The sequence below is a fragment of the Klebsiella ornithinolytica genome (assembly GCF_030505655.1).
Lineage (GTDB): Bacteria > Pseudomonadota > Gammaproteobacteria > Enterobacterales > Enterobacteriaceae > Klebsiella > Klebsiella ornithinolytica.
In genome coordinates, this window is the sequence record NZ_CP130153.1 from 3267018 (window position 1) to 3283509 (window position 16492).

Sequence of the window (16492 nt, forward strand, 5' to 3'; positions counted from 1 at the left end):
GACGCCTCCTTGAAACGAAAACTGAGTCACAGCGACTGCTGGAACGGATAAACGGAACCCAGCCGCAGGATTTGCGTCAGCCGATCGAGCGCCTCGCGACCTTCGTTCAGCAGTTGTGGATCCGCCAGATCCGCCTGGGTGAGACGATCGCGATAGTAGCGATCGACCCAGTCATTGAGGGTCACAAACAGCGCCTCGTTCATCAACACCGCCGGATTCACCGCCCGCAGCTCCGCCTCCGTCAACACCACTCGCAGGCGTAGACAGGCCGGCCCCCCGCCGTTCGCCATACTTTCGCGCAGATCGTAAACCTGCAGTTCATCAATCGGATTATCTGCGGCCAGAAGCGTATTCAGGTAGCGCCAGACGCCAGGATGTTCCTGTGCCTCCTGAGGGAGAATCAGCCGCATCGTTCCATCGGGCTTACTCAGCAACTGACTGTTAAACAGATAGGTCGCCACCGCCTCTTCTACCGTCACCGCCTGAGTCGGTACGATAACGGGCGTAAACCCGGCAACCTGCCCGGCAAGCTGGCGCATCAGCTGCGGCTGATCGACGAACGCCTGCTCATGGCAAAACAGCACCTGGCGATTACTCACCGCAATCACATCGTTGTGAAATACCCCTTTATCAATCACCGCCGGATTCTGTCGGGCAAAAATCACCTGCCGCGGGTTAACCTGATTCAGGCGCGCAACCGCCTGACTGGCTTCCAGCGTCTGCCGTGCCGGGTAGCGCTGCGGGCTTTCTCCCTCGCCGCCCTGCTGACGACCGTAAATAAAAAGCTGCAGACCCGGCGCGCCATACTCGCCGCCGAGGCGGTTATGGTTCGCCGCCCCTTCATCGCCAAACAGCGCCACCTGCGGTAGAGGAGGATGGATAGCAAAGCGCTGCTCATCGGGGAAGATCGCGCGCAGCAGCGCCTCGGTCGTTGGCGCTTCGCTGGCGCGGTGGAATTTATCGTTAAGATTGGCCACGGTCAGGTGAACCCGGCCATCCAGCGAATCGGCGGAAGGTGAAACCGTCGCCGCGTTGGCCACCCACATTGACGAAGCCGAGCTCACCGCCGACAGCAGATCCGGCGCCTGGCGGGCCGCCTTCTCGATGACCTGCGGATCGCTGCCGCTGAATCCAAGCTGGCGCAGCAGGGGAACATTCGGCCGTTCCTGTGGCGCAATGACGGCCTGGGGATAGCCGGCATCCGCCAGCGCCTTCATCTTTTTCAGCCCCTGCTTCGCCGCCAGCTGCGGGTTCGATACCCGATAGCGATGCCGTGTCGACGCCTCATTGCCAAAAGAGAGTCCGGCGTAGTGATGGGTCAGACCGGGAAGCCCGTCAAAATTTACCTCAAAGGCTTTCATCGTCCGGCTCCTCGCAGGAAGTCGAGACCGGGACTGAGGGTCTCCGGCAGCGTCAGTTCCGGCGTTTCGAGACTTGCCATCGGCCACGCGCAATAATCGGCCGCGTACCACGCTCCCGGACGGTGGTTACCGGAGGCTCCCACGCCGCCAAACGGAGCGGTGCTGGCGGCGCCGGTCAGCGGTTTGTTCCAGTTGACAATTCCGGCCCGCGCCTCCAGCAGCAGACGGTCGAATTTCTCGCGCTCTGCGGAAATCAACCCGCAGGAAAGCCCAAATCGAGTGGCATTCGCGAGAGTAATCGCCTCAGCAAAATCGTCATAGCGCCAGACGCTGAGCAGCGGACCAAAAACTTCCTCGTCGGCGACTTCCGCCACCGTCGTCAGCTCGATGATTCCCGGCGTCAGCAACGAGGTTCCGGCCCGTAGCAGCCGCGGCTCCAGCAGCGTTTTTCCGCCGTTAGCAACGTGCCCGAGCCAGGCCTGATGAACCTTTTGCGCCGCCTGGGGCGAGATCAGCCCGCCAAGGAACGGCTGCGGCGACGCATCCCAGGCGTCGGGCACCAAAGTTTGTGACACCGTCACCAAACGGGCAAGAAACGCATCGCCTTTCTCGCCGCGCTTCACCAACAGGCGACGAGCACAGGTACAGCGCTGTCCGGCGGTAATAAAGGCTGACTGGATGGTCAAATGTACCGCCGCATCGATGTCCTGCGGGTCGTCGACAATCAGCGGATTGTTGCCGCCCATTTCCAACGCGAGAATCTTTTCCGGCTGGCCGGCGAGCTGGCGGTGCAGCTGAAACCCCGTCGCCGAGCTGCCGGTAAACAGCAGCCCGTCAATATCCGGCTGGGCGCTGAGCGCTTCGCCGGTTTCTCGTCCGCCCTGCAGCAAGTTCAGAACCCCCGGCGGCAGTCCCGCCTCGGCCCATAGCTTCACCACCGCCTCGCCGCTGTGTGGCGTCAGTTCGCTGGGCTTAAACACCAGCGTATTCCCCGCCAGCAGCGCCGGCACAATATGCCCATTGGGCAAATGGCCGGGAAAATTGTATGGGCCAAACACCGCCAGCACGCCATGCGGGCGATGACGCAGCGTCGCCGAGCCGTCGCCCATAGCCGTCTGCGACTTACCGGTACGGCTATGGTAGGCTTTCAGGGAAATAGCGATTTTGTTGATCATCGCGCTGATTTCCGTTACCGCTTCCCACTGCGGCTTACCGGTTTCCGCGGCAATGATGGCGGTTAACTCTGTTTTGTTCGCTTCCAGCAGCGCGGCAAACTTTTCTACGATCGCCTGACGGACGCTGAACGGCTGTCTGGCCCACGTCGGGAAGGCTCGTCTCGCGGCACTGACCGCCAGCGCCACCTGTCCGGCATCGGCGTCGTTACCCTGCCAGAGCAGCGCCTGGCTGACCGGGTTGGTTTTTGTCCGCGCCGGACCGTGTCCGCTCTGCCAGTCACCGTTGATCCATAAACTCATGATTTTTTCTCCTCCGGAATCAGACGCACCAGTCTCACCCGGTCGCCGACATGGCATTTCAGGGCATCCAGTTCGCGCGCGCTTAACAGCAGGCGATCGGTATCTGGATCGGCGTGCACCAACAGCGCGCGAAACTGCAGATACTGCTCGTTGGCAACCAGGCATACCGGCCATTCCCCCGGCGCGGGCTGCCCTTCCGCAACGGTCACCAGCCGGCTTTTACGAATCGCCCGTACCCGGTCAATGTCGCACTCCAGCGTCGGCCCACCGTCGAAAATGTCGATATAGTTGCGGTAGCGAAACCCTTCTTTCTCCAGCACCGCACGTGCCGGCGCCGTTTGCGGGTGCACTTCGCCGATCACCGCGCGCGCCTCATCGGATAGAAAGTCGATATACAGCGGATGCTTTGGCATCAGGGCGGCAATAAAGGCTTTTTGCCCGGTCCCGCACAGGTAGTCGGCACGAGAGAACTCCATGGCGAAAAAGCGTTTGCCGAGGCTTTCCCAGAACGGGGAATAGCCCTGTTCATCAATCACGCCGCGCATCTCCGCCACCACTTTTTCATTAAAGTGTTCGCGGAACGCGGCCATAAACATAAAGCGCGATTTCGACAACAGATAGCCGTTGCCCTCTTTACGCCAGGCCGGATCGAGAAACAGCGTGCACAGCTCGCTGCTGCCGGTGTGATCGTTGCTGAGAAACAGCGTCGGCAGCGCATTGTAGACATTCAGCTCTTTCGAGGCATGAACCTGCGTCCCCACGCGGTAGTTGTACCAGGGATCGTTCAACCCAACCGCAACTTCGATAGCGCAAATCCCCACCACCGCGCCGCTGCTGGTCTCTTCAAGCACAAAAACATAGCCCTGTTCGCTTTTTGGCAGCTCCCCTCGCCAGGTTTTCTGTGAACGTTCAATCCGCGCCGCCAGCGTCTTTTCATCGGCAGGCAGCGATGTCAGGCCGCCGCCGGTTTCACCGGCCAGGGTCATCAGACCGGCCAGATCTTCGGCGGCTACAGGACGAATCACCATCATGATGACGCTCCCGCGAGGAAGTGTTGGCAGGCCAGCTCAAAGCGATCCAGCCCGGTTTTGACCTCTTCCTCACTCACAATGAGCGCCGGAGCGAAACGCACCACGTTCGCGCCGGCAATCAGAATCATCAGCCCCTCTTCCGCCGCCTGGGTACTGATGGCTTTCGCCTTTCCGGCCCAGGCATCATTGAGGACGCAGCCGATCAGCAATCCCAGCCCCCGGATCTCCTTAAACAGACCATAACGCGCGTTAATGGCGTTCAGTCTCTCGGTAAACCACTGGTGGCGCTGCTTCACGCCGTTCAGTACCGCCGGCGTATTGACGATCGACAGCACTTCGCCGGCCACCGCGCTGGCCAGCGGATTACCACCGTAGGTGGTACCGTGCGTCCCGACGGTCATGACGCTGGCACAGGCTTCCGTTGCCAGCAGCGCGCCAATCGGGAAACCGCCGCCCAGCGCTTTCGCCGTCGACAGGACATCCGGCGTGACGCCATAGTGCATGTAGGCATACAGTTCACCGGTACGACCCACACCGGTCTGGACTTCATCAAAAATCAACAGCGCATGATGGGCGTCGCACAGCTCGCGCAGGCCGCGCAGGAAAGCCGGATCGGCTGGCACCACGCCCCCTTCGCCCTGCATCGGCTCGACAATGACCGCGCAGGTATTGTCATCGATAAGCGCCCGGGCTGATTCGAGATCGTTATAGACAGCATGCTGGATCTGCGGCGGCAGCGGGGCAAAATCCTGAGAATAGGCCGGCTGGCCGCCCGCGGAGACGGTAAACAAGGTGCGACCGTGGAAGGCATTTTTGAACGCGACGATACCGCTTTTATGGCTGCCGAAACGGTCATGAGCATATTTGCGCGCCAGCTTCAGCGCCGCTTCGTTAGCCTCTGCGCCTGAGTTACAGAAGAAAACGCGATCGGCAAACGTCGCGTCAATCAGCTGTTTCGCCAGGCGCAGGACCGGCTCATTGGTATACCCGTTGCCGGTGTGCCAGAACTTTCCGGCTTGTTCCGTCAACGCGCGAATGAGCTGAGGGTGAGCATGTCCCAGGGCATTCACCGCAATGCCGCCGGCAAAATCGATATACTCTTTTCCCTGCTGATCCCACAGGCGTGAACCTTCACCGCGTACCGGAATAAAAGCCGCTGGCGCGTAGACCGGCATCATCCATTCATCAAAATTGTTACGCGTAATTGACTGAGACATATCGACCTCTTCCGGTAAATAAAAAGTATGAATAATGTTAAAAATTATGGGTTATTACGCTGTAAATGTAGATTGCACGCTTCGTGCCAGCCAGAGGGGAAAATGCATAAATCAGAGTCAAGTAAGGAATATCAATAGGTTACGATTTCGTTTTATGCACAATAAATGCATAAATAGTGAATAAATATCTTATTCGCCGGCCATAACAGTGAATAAATCAAATAGTTTATGCATCGGTAAGATATAATTCTGTATTTGTGATCCTCTACGAAATTTATCGTAGATATCCGCCCTTTTTTAGCGCAGCCTGCGCCAGAATGGTGCGCGCGGGTTACGTCAGCGACGCCAATCGGAACAACAGGCACAATAAAATGCCTTCCGGCAGCCAGCCCGGCGAATTTCTGCTACCATCCCTGCACTATTCACCTTGCACAGTGGCAGCGACTATGAAATTTCTCTCTTTTAATATCAACGGCCTGCGTGCCCGCCCCCACCAGCTGGCCGCCATCGTCGACAAACATCAGCCTGACGTCATTGGCTTACAAGAAACCAAAGTACACGACGACATGTTTCCGCTCGAAGAGGTTGCAAAGCTCGGGTACAACGTGTTCTACCACGGTCAAAAAGGGCACTATGGCGTGGCGCTGCTGACCAAAGAGACGCCGGTCGCCGTACGCCGCGGTTTCCCCAACGATGGCGAAGAGGCCCAGCGCCGCATCATCATGGCGGAAATTCCGTCGGCATTCGGGAATGTCACGGTGATCAACGGCTACTTCCCGCAGGGCGAAAGCCGCGACCACGAAACCAAGTTCCCGGCAAAAGCGGCGTTCTACCAGAACCTGCAAAACTATCTTGATAGCGAACTGAACAAAGATAATCCGCTGCTGATCATGGGCGATATGAACATCAGCCCAACCGACCTTGACATCGGCATTGGCGAAGAGAACCGCAAGCGCTGGCTGCGCACCGGTAAGTGCTCATTCCTGCCGGAAGAGCGCGAGTGGATGGCGCGTTTGCTGGACTGGGGTCTGGTTGACACCTGGCGTCAGGCCAACCCGGACAACCAGGATCGCTTCTCCTGGTTTGACTACCGCTCCAAAGGCTTTGACGATAACCGCGGTCTGCGTATCGACCTGCTGCTGGCAAGCTCTCCGCTGGCGCAGCGCTGCGTAGAAACCGGTATTGATTACGACATTCGCGGTATGGAAAAACCGTCTGACCATGCGCCGGTCTGGGCCACCTTCAAACCGTAACGCGTTTTCTCCGTCGACTCTCCCGGCCTGACGGTCGCGGAGAGTCCGCTTATCCTGAGCAAAATCAATAAATCCGCGGTAAGACATTGTTGTAGCTCGCCATTTATTATACTGTCGCGCACACCCTGGCAAGCGGGGTGGAGGTTCACGGAACGCGGTTAAAACAGGAGATCCCCCATGCAAAAGAAGCCGTCATAAAGCAGAATCCCGGCTGCTGCTGATTTTCGCCCTGCTCTGCGCCACGCTGGCGATGATCTCCTTCTCCGGCTTTGTCGATCTGGTGACCCACTTCCGCCATCTCCAGTCGCTGATTCAACACAGCGGCCCGCTCGGCTGGACGCTCTATGTTGCCTTATTTATCGTCGCGACCCTGTGCCTGATTCCGGGCAGTATCCTGGTGATGGTCGGAGGCGTGGTCTTTGGCCCGGTATGGGGCACCCTGTTATCGCTGTGTGCGGCCACGGTGGCCTCGGCGCTCTCGTTTTTGCTGGCCCGCTGGCTGGGTCGGGATCTGCTGCTGAAATATGCCGGACATACCGCGACCTTTCAGGCGATTGAACGTGGTATTGCCCGCAGCGGTACTGATTTCCTGATTTTTACCCGCCTGGTGCCGCTGTTTCCGTACAACATTCAAAACTATGCCTATGGTCTGACGGCGATTCCGTTCGGCTCATTTATGCTGATCTCGGTCCTGACAACCCTGCCAGGGCTGTTTATCTATACCCTGATGGCGAGCGAACTCGCCAGAGAGGGCATTACGTTGGGGTTTATGCTGAAACTGAGTCTGGCCGGCCTCGCCTTATTTGGCATCATTCAGGGCGCCAAAATCTTTGCCCGGCGGCGGCAGATCGATCCCGACAAACTGCAGGTTAGCCATGAAGAAAAATAACGCCCGTCTCATCTGGTACGCTCGCACGGCGCTGATCCTCATTGTCGTGGCCGCGCTCGTCGCCTGGTGGCGTATCCCCGCCGTGAATGCGTTTATTCAGCACAGTCTGACGGCTTTTTCCGCCTTAGATCAGCACGCCATTGAGCGCTTTATTCACGCCTACGGTCCGCAGGCGGCCCTGGTTTCTTTCGCCTTAATGATCCTGCAGGCTGTCGTGGCGCCGCTCCCCGCCTTTCTGATCACCTTCGCAAACGCGTCGCTGTTTGGCGCCTTCTGGGGCGGTGCCCTTTCCTGGGTCAGCGCCATGGCCGGCGCCGCGCTGTGTTTTTTTATCGCCAGGGTGCTGGGCCGTGAAGCGGTTGAAAAGCTGACCGGAAAAACGGTGCTGCGCAGTATGGACGCCTTCTTCGACCGCTACGGCCACCAGACGGTGTTGATCTGCCGGCTGCTGCCGTTTGTCCCCTTTGATCCCATCAGCTATGCGGCGGGTCTGACGTCGATTCGCTTTCGCCAGTTTATGTTTGCCACCGGCATCGGCCAGTTGCCCGCCACGATAGTGTACTCGTGGGTGGGCAGCCAGTTAACCGGCGGGACATTCTGGTTTATGACCGCCTTATCCGTTCTGTTTGCGCTGACGCTGATTATCTTTATTGCTAAAGCCTGCTATCTCGAACGTCATAAGAGGAAATCCTGATGAGGTTGCCGCCGCTGCGTACCATCCCCCTGATCCTGCGCCCGCAGGCCTGGCTGCATCGTCGCCACTACGGCGAGGTGCTTAGCCCTATTCGCTGGTGGGGGCGTATTCCGCTGGTCTTTTATCTGGTGTCGATGTTTGTCGGCTATCTTGAACGCAAGCGTTCGCCCCTTGATCCGGTGCTACGCGCGCTGGTCAGCGCCCGCATCGCTCAGATGTGTCTGTGCGAATTTTGCGTGGATATCACCAGCATGAAGCTGGCTGAACGCACCGGCAGCGCCGAGAAGCTCTTCGCCGTCGTCCGCTGGCGCCAGAGCCCGCTGTTCAGCGAAGACGAACGTCTGGCGCTGGAGTATGCCGAAGCCGCCAGCCTTACGCCGCCAACCGTCGACGATGCGCTGCGCGGCAAACTCATGGCGCGATTTGATGCCCAGGCCCTGACCGAACTCACGGCGCTGATCGGCTTACAAAATTTGTCGGCACGGTTTAATTCCGCCATGGCGATCCCGGCTCAGGGCCTGTGCCAGATCCCTCAGCCAACCTCTTCAGAAGACACCAAATCATAAGGAGCGGATCATGCGCTACTGTTTACTCTGGCTCGCGGCGCTGCTGTGGGCCCCGCTTGCCGCTCACGCCGACGATAGCTGGCAACAGATCGCCCGCCAGGCCCGCGGACAGACGGTGTGGTTTAATGCCTGGGGCGGCGACCCGGCGGTAAATCGCTATCTCGACTGGGTCAGCGCGGAGGTGAAACGCGACTATGCTATCGACCTGCGCATTGTGCATATCGCCGATGCCGCAGATACGGTAAAGCGCCTGCAAACGGAAGCCCGCGCCGGGCGCAAGCATCATGGCTCCGTCGATCTGCTGTGGGTCAACGGCGAGAACTTCCGTACCCTGAAAACCGCCAACCTGCTGCAAACCGGATGGGCGGAGACGCTGCCAAACTGGCGCTATGTTGATACCCGCCAGCCGGTGCGTGAAGATTTCTCCCTGCCGACCGAAGGCGCAGAGTCCCCGTGGGGCAGCGCGCAGCTCACCTTTATCGCCCGACGTACGCAGACGCCGACGCCGCCAGACAGCCCGGAGGCGCTGCTGACCTTTGCCGCCGCGCATCGCGGCGAGGTCACCTATCCGCGTCCGCCGGACTTTACCGGTACCGCCTTCCTCGAACAGTTGTTGATGACTCTGACGGAACGCCCGGAAGCGCTGCGTCGCCCCCCGGAGCCGCAGACGTTTGCCGCCGTCACCGCACCGCTGTGGCGCTATCTCGACCGGCTTCATCCCCTGCTGTGGCGGGAGGGGCGCGACTTCCCGGCCTCGCCGGCCCGCATGGATGCCATGCTGGCAACCGGTACGCTTCGGCTGTCGCTGACGTTTAACCCGCTGCATGCCCGACAAAAAGCGGTCAGCGGCGAGCTGCCGAAGGACAGCTATGGCTTTGGTTTTGAGCGCGGGATGCTCGGCAATGTGCACTTCGTGACCATTCCAGCCAATGCGCGCGCCCCGGCGGGCGCCAGAGTGGTGGCCAACTTCCTGCTCTCCCCGGCGGCGCAGCTGCGTAAAGCCGATCCGGCGGTGTGGGGCGACCCCAGCGTGTTGAACCCGCAGAGCTTACCCGACGACCAGCGCCAGGCCCTGCAGGCGCTGGCTCCGCAGAACCCGCCGCCGGTACTGGCGGAACCCCACGCGGCCTGGGTTGATGCCCTGGAGCAGGAATGGCTGCGCCGTTACGGTACCCACTGATTCTGCTGGCCTGGGGAATCATGGCGCTGATTTACCTGCCCGTCTTCCCGGCCATTGCGCTCATGCTCGCGCCGGCGTTCCGCCTCGCCTGCTGGCAGGCGCTGTTCGCCGATCCTCAGATTTGGCAGGCGCTGGCGGCGACCCTGATCTCCACGCTCCTCGCGGTCGGCGGCGCGCTGCTGATAAGTCTGACTCTCGTCGCCGCGCTCTGGCCCTCCCGCGGCTGGCGGCAGCTGGCGGGACGCCTGCCGCTCCTGTTAGCCGTGCCTCACGTCGCCTTTGCCACCGGCGCGCTGCTCCTTTTCGCCGAAGGCGGCTGGCTGTATCGCGTCTGTTCCGTTTGCTCCCCGCCGGCCGATCGCTACGGCATTGGTCTGGGGCTGACGATGGCCATCAAAGAGAGCGGATTTTTGCTGTGGGCGATCTACGGTCTTCTGAGCGAAAAACGCCTGGCCGAGCAGGCTACGGTCCTGAAAAGCCAGGGATACGGCCGCTGGCAGTGTCTCAACTGGCTGATACTGCCGACGCTGTTGCCTTCACTTGCTATCGTTCTGGTGGCCACCACCGCATGGAGCCTGTCGACGGTGGATGTCGCGCTGGTGATCGGCCCGGGCAACCCGCCTACGCTTGCGGTACTCGCCTGGCAATGGTTAAACCAGGGTGATGATATGCAGCAGGCGAAAGGTGCCCTCGCCAGCCTGCTGTTGCTGCTCATCCTGGGAGGGGTGCTTGTTTGCGCCTGGGGTGGATGGCGTCTCTGGCAGCGACAGATCCCTGACCTGCGAGGCATTCGTCGTCCGCAGCCGCGCGCGCTCGCCGGACGGCTGCTGGCAATCGGCCTGCCGTTGAGCGGCCTGCTTTGCGCGCTGCTGCTGGCGGCGCTGGCGCAGAGCGCCTCTCCGCTAAACGATAGCCTGGCGAACAGCCTGGGGCTGGCGAACAGCCTGGGGCTGGCGCTTCTCGCCTCTCTGGCAGGGGCGCTTGTCTGCCTGCTGTGGCTGGAGTGCGGTCCTTCCCGCGGCGATAGCTGGGTCTGGCTACCGCTGGTTCTGCCCGCGCTGCCGCTGGCCGACGGTCAGTATCAACTGGCGCTGTATACCTGGCAGGATGGGCAATTTGCCACCGTCTTGTGGGGCCATCTGCTGTGGGTGGTTCCGTGGATGCTGTTTGTTCTGCGTCCGGCGTGGCGTCACCGCGATCCGCGTCTGGAACTGGTCGCGCGAACCCTTGGCTGGGGACGCTGGCAACGCGTCTGGCGGGTAAAACTTCCGATGCTGGTGCGCCCGCTGCTGATGGCGCTGGCGGTCGGCTTCTCGGTAAGCATTGCCCAGTATCTGCCCACCCTGTGGCTGGGGGCCGGCCGGACGCCGACATTAACCAGCGAAGCCGTAGCGCTCAGCAGCGGCGGCGATACGCAAACGCTCGCCGCGCAGGCATTATGGCAACTGCTGCTACCGGCGATGGTCTTTTCCCTGACCGCCCTGCTGGCATGGCTGGCTGGCCGCTATCGACAAGGATTACGCTAGTGCTCACTGTAAACAATCTGACCCTGACGTTGCATCACCGTCCCCTGCTGCGGGAAATCGCCTTTTCCGTTTCTCCGGGGGAAGTACTGACGCTGATGGGGCCATCCGGCAGCGGCAAATCTACGCTGTTCGCCTGGATGATTGGCGCGCTGGAGGCCCCTTTTCACGCCAGCGGCGAACTGTGGCTCTACAACGAACGCTGCGATGAACGCCCCACCGAGCGGCGGCGGATTGGGATTTTATTTCAGGATGCGCTGCTGTTCGACCACTTCAGCGTCGGGCAAAACCTGCTGCTGGCGCTGCCGGCCGACATCCGCGGCGCGGCGCGCAAAATTCAGGTGCAGCAGGCGCTGGAACGGGCCGGGCTGGCCGGGTTCTATTCCCGCGATCCGGCGACACTCTCCGGCGGCCAGCGCGCCCGCGTCAGCCTGCTCCGCGCCCTGCTGGCGCGCCCGCTGGCACTGCTGCTGGATGAGCCGTTTAACCGCCTGGATGCCGAACTACGCGCCGGTTTTCGCCGTTGGGTATTTGATGAGCTGGCGCGCCTCGCCATTCCGGCGGTGCTGGTGACCCACGACAGTGGCGATATTCCCGACCGCGGCCGCTGTCTGAATATCCGCGACTGGCAATGAAAACCCTGCTAACCTGCGTTATCGCAAAGAATTCCCCACGGAGGCAGCGGAAAATGTGCGCTCAATTTTCTCTTGTCGGGCATTTCGATGAAACGTGTTTCTCAATTGACCGCACTCGCCCTGCTGATCGGGCTTGCTGCTTCCCCCTCCTTCGCCGCTGAAACCATGCCAACGCTGACGCTCTCCGCGCTCCAACAGCAGCACGGTATCGCGATTGATACACGCCTCAGCGCGTTCTACAACGGCTGGCCCCAACAGGCTAACGGCCCGCAGGGTCACGAACCGCAGGCGCTGAATCTCTCCGCCAGTTGGCTCAGCGCCATGAACGATGAACAGCTTAGCGCGTGGGCCCAACAGCATCAGTTGCGGGCCGATACCCCCGTTGCGCTGTACGGCAGCGATACAGACAACGCGAAAGTCGCCGCGCGCCTGCAGGCCGCCGGGTTTACCCATCTCAGTACCCTTAGCGATGCGCTGAGTCACCCCGAACGTCTGCAAAAGCTGCCGCACTTTGAGCAGCTGGTTTACCCGCAGTGGCTGCACGATCTCCAGCAGGGTAAAGCGGTGACCGCCGCTCCGGCCGGACAGTGGAAAGTGATTGAAGCCGCCTGGGGCGCGCCCAAATTCTATCTGCTGAATCATATTCCCGGCGCCGGATATATCGACACCAACGAGGTCGAAAGCGAACCGCTGTGGAATAAGGTCTCCGATGCCCAGCTGAAAGCACTGCTGGCGAAACAGGGCATTCGTCATGACACCACGGTGATTCTCTACGGTCGCGACGTCTACGCCGCCGCCCGCGTGGCGCAGATTCTGCTGTACGCCGGGGTGAAAGACGTGCGTCTGCTCGACGGCGGCTGGAAAAGCTGGTCCGATGCCGGTCTGCCGGTCGAACGCGGCATGCCGCCGGAACAAAAACCGGCGCCTGACTTCGGCGCGCCGATTCCCGGCCAGCCGCAGCTGATGCTGAATATGGAGCAGGCGCGCGCGCTGCTGCATCGTCAGGATGCATCGCTGGTCAGTATCCGTTCCTGGCCGGAGTTTATCGGCACCACCAGCGGCTACAGCTATATCAAGCCAAAAGGCGAGATTGCCGGCGCCCGCTGGGGGCACGCCGGGAGCGACTCCACCCACATGGAAGACTTCCACAACCCGGACGGTACCATGCGCAGCGCGGAGGATATCACCGCCATGTGGCGACAGTGGAATATTCGTCCCGACCAGCAGGTCTCTTTCTACTGCGGCACCGGCTGGCGCGCCTCAGAGACCTTTATGTACGCCCGCGCCATGGGCTGGAAAAATATCTCGGTGTACGATGGCGGCTGGTACGAGTGGAGCAGCGACCCGAAAAACCCGGTGCAGACCGGCGTGCGCGGCCCGGATAACAGCCAGTAACCGCGTTATGCCTGGCGCTGAAGCTGCTTCAGCGTCAGGTAGCCACTGTAAATACGGGTGGCGGTGGTCAGCCAGCAGAGCGCGCCGAACAACCACGCCAGCCAGGCGAAATATGCGGGAAACAGGCAGCACAGCACGAACAGCAGGATGGTTTCACTCCCCTCCGTCAATCCTCCCAGGTAGTAAAACGACTTATGCGCATAGCCCGGGTTGGCTATCTGATGTTTTGCCGCCAGCGCGGCAAAGGCGAGAAAACTGCTGCCGGTTCCGATAAAAGAAAAAAGCAGCCAGCCCCCGGCCACGGCGTTTTGCGCCGGATCGGCGATAATAAACCCAAACGGTACCAGGGCATAAAACAGAAAGTCGAGGGAGATATCGAGAAATCCCCCCGCGTCGGTCAACCCGCGGCGACGCGCCAGCGCGCCATCTACGCCATCGAGAAGCCGGTTCACGACAATCGCCGCCAACGCCGCCCCGTACCAACGAAGCCCCAGAAACGGCAGCGCCAGAACACCAATGGCGAAGCCCGTCAGGGTCACGCCGTCGGCAGAGACGCCGAGGCGCTCCAGCCGCGCGGCGCAAACATTGAGCAAGGGTTTCAGGCGAGGATGCAGATGACTATCGAGCACAGCATATCTCCGATGGGCTAAAGGTTGTCTGGCAAAGATAAAGGCGGTGATAATAGGCCATTATCCTGCCCGGAACGATGATTCAGATGCAAAAAACGCTTGATGTTGTAGCCGCCATTATTGAACAGGACGGCAAAATTCTGCTGGCGCAACGCCCGCCCCATGCCGATCAGCCCGGCCTATGGGAATTTGCCGGCGGCAAAGTGGAGCCCGGCGAGAGCCAGCCGCAGGCGCTTATCCGCGAGCTGCAGGAGGAGCTCGGCATCACGGCGGAGGTTGAGCGCTATATCGCCAGCCATCAACGAGAGGTCTCCGGCCGCCTGATTCACCTGCACGCCTGGTGGGTGGCGCGCTTTAGCGGCCTTCCTGCCGCCCACTATCACCGTCAGCTGCGCTGGTGCACGCCGCAAGAGGCGCTCACCTTCGACCTTGCTCCGGCAGATATTCCGCTACTGAACGCGTTTATTGCCCAACGCGCCGCCGATCTTCCCCGCTAATTCCCTGCCACTGGCGTCATCGTTTTTAGTTATGACTGACGCCAGATTATAAATTTTGCTGTCTGGATAATTTTTCCTTGCTTGCCTAACGATTCCCGGTGTTATAGTCGGAAAATCGGTCTTTTCAAGGGCCGAATAATAAAAAAAGAGATACAAAATCATTCAGATTGCATCGGGCGGCCGCAGAAGCGCTCCCGAAGCGGGCAGCGAAGCAATCTGCAACGTGACGCGTATACATGCAACCACAACCATAAGGGGAAATTATATCTATGGATCAGATGTGCACTCTGGAAAGTTTTCTCACCCGCGTTCAACAGCGCGACCCGCATCAAACCGAGTTTGCTCAGGCCGTCCGCGAAGTTATGACCACGCTGTGGCCTTTCCTTGAGGAAAACCCGCGCTATCGCCAGCTCTCTTTGCTGGAACGTCTGGTTGAACCAGAGCGTGCTATTCAGTTCCGCGTCGTCTGGGTCGACGACCGCAATCAGGTTCAGGTTAACCGCGCGTGGCGCGTGCAGTTCAACTCGGCAATTGGCCCGTACAAAGGCGGCATGCGTTTCCACCCGTCGGTTAACCTGTCGATTCTCAAGTTCCTCGGCTTTGAACAGACCTTTAAAAACGCCCTCACTACGTTGCCAATGGGCGGCGGAAAAGGCGGCAGCGACTTCGATCCGAAAGGTAAGAGCGACGGTGAAGTGATGCGCTTCTGTCAGGCGCTGATGACCGAACTGTATCGCCATTTGGGCCCGGACACCGACGTTCCGGCAGGCGATATTGGCGTGGGCGGTCGTGAAGTCGGCTTTATGGCCGGGATGATGCGTAAACTCTCCAACAACAGCGCCTGCGTGTTCACCGGCAAAGGGCTCTCCTTCGGCGGCAGTCTGATTCGTCCGGAAGCGACCGGCTACGGTCTGGTGTACTTCACCGACGCGATGCTCAAGCGTCACGGCCTGGGCTTCGAAGGGATGCGAGTCGCGGTTTCCGGTTCCGGTAACGTGGCGCAGTATGCTATCGAAAAAGCGATGGCCCTCGGCGCCCGCGTGATCACCGCCTCCGACTCCAGCGGCACCGTTGTCGATGAAGCTGGCTTTACCCCGGAAAAACTGGCCCGTCTGTGCGAAATCAAAGCCAGCCGCGACGGCCGGGTTGCCGACTACGCCCGCGAGTTTGGTCTGACCTACCTTGAAGGCAAACAGCCGTGGTCCGTTCCCGTGGATATCGCGCTGCCTTGCGCCACGCAAAACGAACTGGACGCCGATGCGGCGCGTCTGTTGATCGCTAACGGCGTGAAGGCCGTTGCCGAAGGCGCTAACATGCCGACCACCATCGCCGCCACCGATCTGTTCCTCGATGCCGGTGTGCTGTTCGCCCCTGGCAAGGCCGCGAACGCCGGCGGCGTCGCCACTTCTGGCCTCGAAATGGCGCAGAACGCAGCCCGTATGAGCTGGAAGGCGGAGAAAGTCGACGCCCGCCTGCATCACATCATGCTGGATATTCACCACGCCTGTGTTGAATACGGCGGCGAAGCGCAGCAGACCAACTACGTCCGCGGCGCCAATATCGCCGGTTTCGTCAAAGTGGCCGATGCCATGCTGGCGCAGGGCGTCATTTAAGACGTCGTGGTTCCCTGCCGTCGTCCCCTGACGTCCGGGGATGAGCGGCAACCCCGGAAGCCCGTCATGCGGGTCACTGAAAGGTGACCCGCTTTTTTTGGTTTATCGCCGACCAGGGCGAGCCGGTAAACGGTGGCTGGCGTGAAAGGGGCTTCGCACTCTGGCGCATGTTTCTGTGGGATATTCCGTTCACCATAAGTCCCGCGTATTTCTGTTTCCTGCGCTGCAGGTGAACGACCCAGGGCCGGTTTCGCCCGGCCCTGGGAACCCGGCATTGCGGTAGGAAAAATCGTCGCGACACGATACCTTCGTCTCCGCCGTCTGGCTGTTCGGGGACGCCCTGTAAGGCTTGCCTCCGCCAGCCGCCTGCGCCTCAGCGATTTTCAGCCGCGCCAGCCCCCTGCGGCATGTCCTGTTATTCCATGCTGACCATTCCGCCGCTGAAAAACCTTCAGCAAGGATATCGCAACGTGACGGCCACGGGAGGACAGCGCGGGGGTTAAGGCGCGTCAGGAACACGGGCGAAAACGCAGG

15 protein-coding genes are annotated in these 16492 nt (G+C 60.5%); 10 read left to right on the forward strand and 5 right to left on the reverse strand.

Features of this window, described 5'->3' with window-relative positions:
* Positions 1 to 26: 26 nt before the first annotated feature.
* From astB to astC, 4 genes are read right to left on the reverse strand one after another with little or no spacing between them, the layout of a single operon-like run.
* Entirely contained in the window at positions 27 to 1361 is a 1335-nt protein-coding gene (astB, locus tag Q1L34_RS15630) for an N-succinylarginine dihydrolase (protein ID WP_088911614.1), read from the reverse strand.
* Positions 1358 to 2836: a succinylglutamate-semialdehyde dehydrogenase gene (gene astD / locus Q1L34_RS15635; protein ID WP_327204144.1), complete on the reverse strand. Its 1479-nt coding sequence runs from the start codon at positions 2834 to 2836 to the stop codon at positions 1358 to 1360. Before astD ends, astB begins: the two co-directional genes overlap by 4 nt.
* The gene (gene astA, locus Q1L34_RS15640; RefSeq protein WP_064359531.1) at positions 2833 to 3867 is read right to left on the reverse strand and encodes an arginine N-succinyltransferase; all 1035 of its coding nucleotides are present in this window, start codon (positions 3865 to 3867) and stop codon (positions 2833 to 2835) included. Before astA ends, astD begins: the two co-directional genes overlap by 4 nt.
* The gene (gene astC, locus Q1L34_RS15645; protein ID WP_004860887.1) at positions 3864 to 5084 is read right to left on the reverse strand and encodes a succinylornithine/acetylornithine transaminase; all 1221 of its coding nucleotides are present in this window, start codon (positions 5082 to 5084) and stop codon (positions 3864 to 3866) included. The genes astA and astC overlap by 4 nt, the downstream gene beginning before the upstream one ends.
* A 446-nt stretch (positions 5085 to 5530) precedes the next feature.
* Between astC and xthA the strand changes: the two genes are divergently transcribed.
* The 8 genes from xthA to Q1L34_RS15685 all read left to right on the forward strand — a co-directional run bounded on the left by xthA (position 5531) and on the right by Q1L34_RS15685 (position 13219).
* Positions 5531 to 6337, forward strand: coding sequence for an exodeoxyribonuclease III (gene xthA / locus Q1L34_RS15650; protein WP_015584590.1), 807 nt, complete (start codon positions 5531 to 5533; stop codon positions 6335 to 6337).
* Between the two features lie 250 nt (positions 6338 to 6587).
* The gene (locus tag Q1L34_RS15655; protein ID WP_088884035.1) at positions 6588 to 7226 is read left to right on the forward strand and encodes a TVP38/TMEM64 family protein; all 639 of its coding nucleotides are present in this window, start codon (positions 6588 to 6590) and stop codon (positions 7224 to 7226) included.
* Complete coding sequence (locus Q1L34_RS15660; protein ID WP_327204145.1) at positions 7213 to 7920, forward strand: TVP38/TMEM64 family protein; 708 nt, start codon at positions 7213 to 7215, stop codon at positions 7918 to 7920. The genes Q1L34_RS15655 and Q1L34_RS15660 overlap by 14 nt, the downstream gene beginning before the upstream one ends.
* Positions 7920 to 8486 (forward strand): carboxymuconolactone decarboxylase family protein, encoded by a 567-nt coding sequence (locus tag Q1L34_RS15665; RefSeq protein WP_004860876.1) that lies wholly within the window; start codon positions 7920 to 7922, stop codon positions 8484 to 8486. The genes Q1L34_RS15660 and Q1L34_RS15665 overlap by 1 nt, the downstream gene beginning before the upstream one ends.
* A 10-nt stretch (positions 8487 to 8496) precedes the next feature.
* A complete protein-coding gene (locus Q1L34_RS15670) occupies positions 8497 to 9666 on the forward strand; it encodes an ABC transporter substrate-binding protein (protein WP_088884036.1) in 1170 nt (389 codons plus the stop codon).
* A complete protein-coding gene (locus Q1L34_RS15675) occupies positions 9639 to 11192 on the forward strand; it encodes an ABC transporter permease subunit (protein WP_327204146.1) in 1554 nt (517 codons plus the stop codon). The genes Q1L34_RS15670 and Q1L34_RS15675 overlap by 28 nt, the downstream gene beginning before the upstream one ends.
* The gene (locus tag Q1L34_RS15680; protein ID WP_004860866.1) at positions 11192 to 11824 is read left to right on the forward strand and encodes an ATP-binding cassette domain-containing protein; all 633 of its coding nucleotides are present in this window, start codon (positions 11192 to 11194) and stop codon (positions 11822 to 11824) included. The genes Q1L34_RS15675 and Q1L34_RS15680 overlap by 1 nt, the downstream gene beginning before the upstream one ends.
* Positions 11825 to 11911: 87 nt before the next feature.
* On the forward strand, positions 11912 to 13219 hold the full coding sequence (locus Q1L34_RS15685; RefSeq protein ID WP_032717261.1) for a sulfurtransferase: 1308 nt from the start codon (positions 11912 to 11914) through the stop codon (positions 13217 to 13219).
* A 5-nt stretch (positions 13220 to 13224) separates the two neighbouring features.
* Here the strand turns inward: Q1L34_RS15685 and Q1L34_RS15690 are convergent, their stop codons facing one another.
* On the reverse strand, positions 13225 to 13848 hold the full coding sequence (locus tag Q1L34_RS15690; RefSeq protein ID WP_015584597.1) for a CDP-alcohol phosphatidyltransferase family protein: 624 nt from the start codon (positions 13846 to 13848) through the stop codon (positions 13225 to 13227).
* Positions 13849 to 13934: 86 nt separating this feature from the next.
* Between Q1L34_RS15690 and Q1L34_RS15695 the strand changes: the two genes are divergently transcribed.
* Both Q1L34_RS15695 and gdhA read left to right on the forward strand, forming a co-directional pair.
* Positions 13935 to 14345, forward strand: coding sequence for a pyrimidine (deoxy)nucleoside triphosphate diphosphatase (locus Q1L34_RS15695; RefSeq protein WP_004860854.1), 411 nt, complete (start codon positions 13935 to 13937; stop codon positions 14343 to 14345).
* 269 nt (positions 14346 to 14614) lie between these two features.
* Positions 14615 to 15958, forward strand: a complete 1344-nt coding sequence (gdhA, locus tag Q1L34_RS15700) for an NADP-specific glutamate dehydrogenase (RefSeq protein ID WP_004860851.1) — start codon at positions 14615 to 14617, stop codon at positions 15956 to 15958.
* Positions 15959 to 16492 lie beyond the last annotated feature (534 nt).

What these genes read in the sequence shown, in the direction of transcription:
- astA (WP_064359531.1), bottom strand. Translation starts at nt 3,867, where the DNA reads ATGATGGTGATTCGTCCTGTAGCCGCCGAAGATCTGGCCGGTCTGATG.
- xthA (WP_015584590.1), top strand. Translation starts at nt 5,531, where the DNA reads ATGAAATTTCTCTCTTTTAATATCAACGGCCTGCGTGCCCGCCCCCAC.
- Q1L34_RS15665 (WP_004860876.1), top strand. Translation starts at nt 7,920, where the DNA reads ATGAGGTTGCCGCCGCTGCGTACCATCCCCCTGATCCTGCGCCCGCAG.
- Q1L34_RS15670 (WP_088884036.1), top strand. Translation starts at nt 8,497, where the DNA reads ATGCGCTACTGTTTACTCTGGCTCGCGGCGCTGCTGTGGGCCCCGCTT.
- gdhA (WP_004860851.1), top strand. Translation starts at nt 14,615, where the DNA reads ATGGATCAGATGTGCACTCTGGAAAGTTTTCTCACCCGCGTTCAACAG.
- Q1L34_RS15675 (WP_327204146.1), top strand. Translation starts at nt 9,639, where the DNA reads ATGGCTGCGCCGTTACGGTACCCACTGATTCTGCTGGCCTGGGGAATC.
- Q1L34_RS15685 (WP_032717261.1), top strand. Translation starts at nt 11,912, where the DNA reads ATGAAACGTGTTTCTCAATTGACCGCACTCGCCCTGCTGATCGGGCTT.
- astD (WP_327204144.1), bottom strand. Translation starts at nt 2,836, where the DNA reads ATGAGTTTATGGATCAACGGTGACTGGCAGAGCGGACACGGTCCGGCG.
- astB (WP_088911614.1), bottom strand. Translation starts at nt 1,361, where the DNA reads ATGAAAGCCTTTGAGGTAAATTTTGACGGGCTTCCCGGTCTGACCCAT.
- astC (WP_004860887.1), bottom strand. Translation starts at nt 5,084, where the DNA reads ATGTCTCAGTCAATTACGCGTAACAATTTTGATGAATGGATGATGCCG.
- Q1L34_RS15695 (WP_004860854.1), top strand. Translation starts at nt 13,935, where the DNA reads ATGCAAAAAACGCTTGATGTTGTAGCCGCCATTATTGAACAGGACGGC.
- Q1L34_RS15655 (WP_088884035.1), top strand. Translation starts at nt 6,588, where the DNA reads ATGATCTCCTTCTCCGGCTTTGTCGATCTGGTGACCCACTTCCGCCAT.
- Q1L34_RS15660 (WP_327204145.1), top strand. Translation starts at nt 7,213, where the DNA reads ATGAAGAAAAATAACGCCCGTCTCATCTGGTACGCTCGCACGGCGCTG.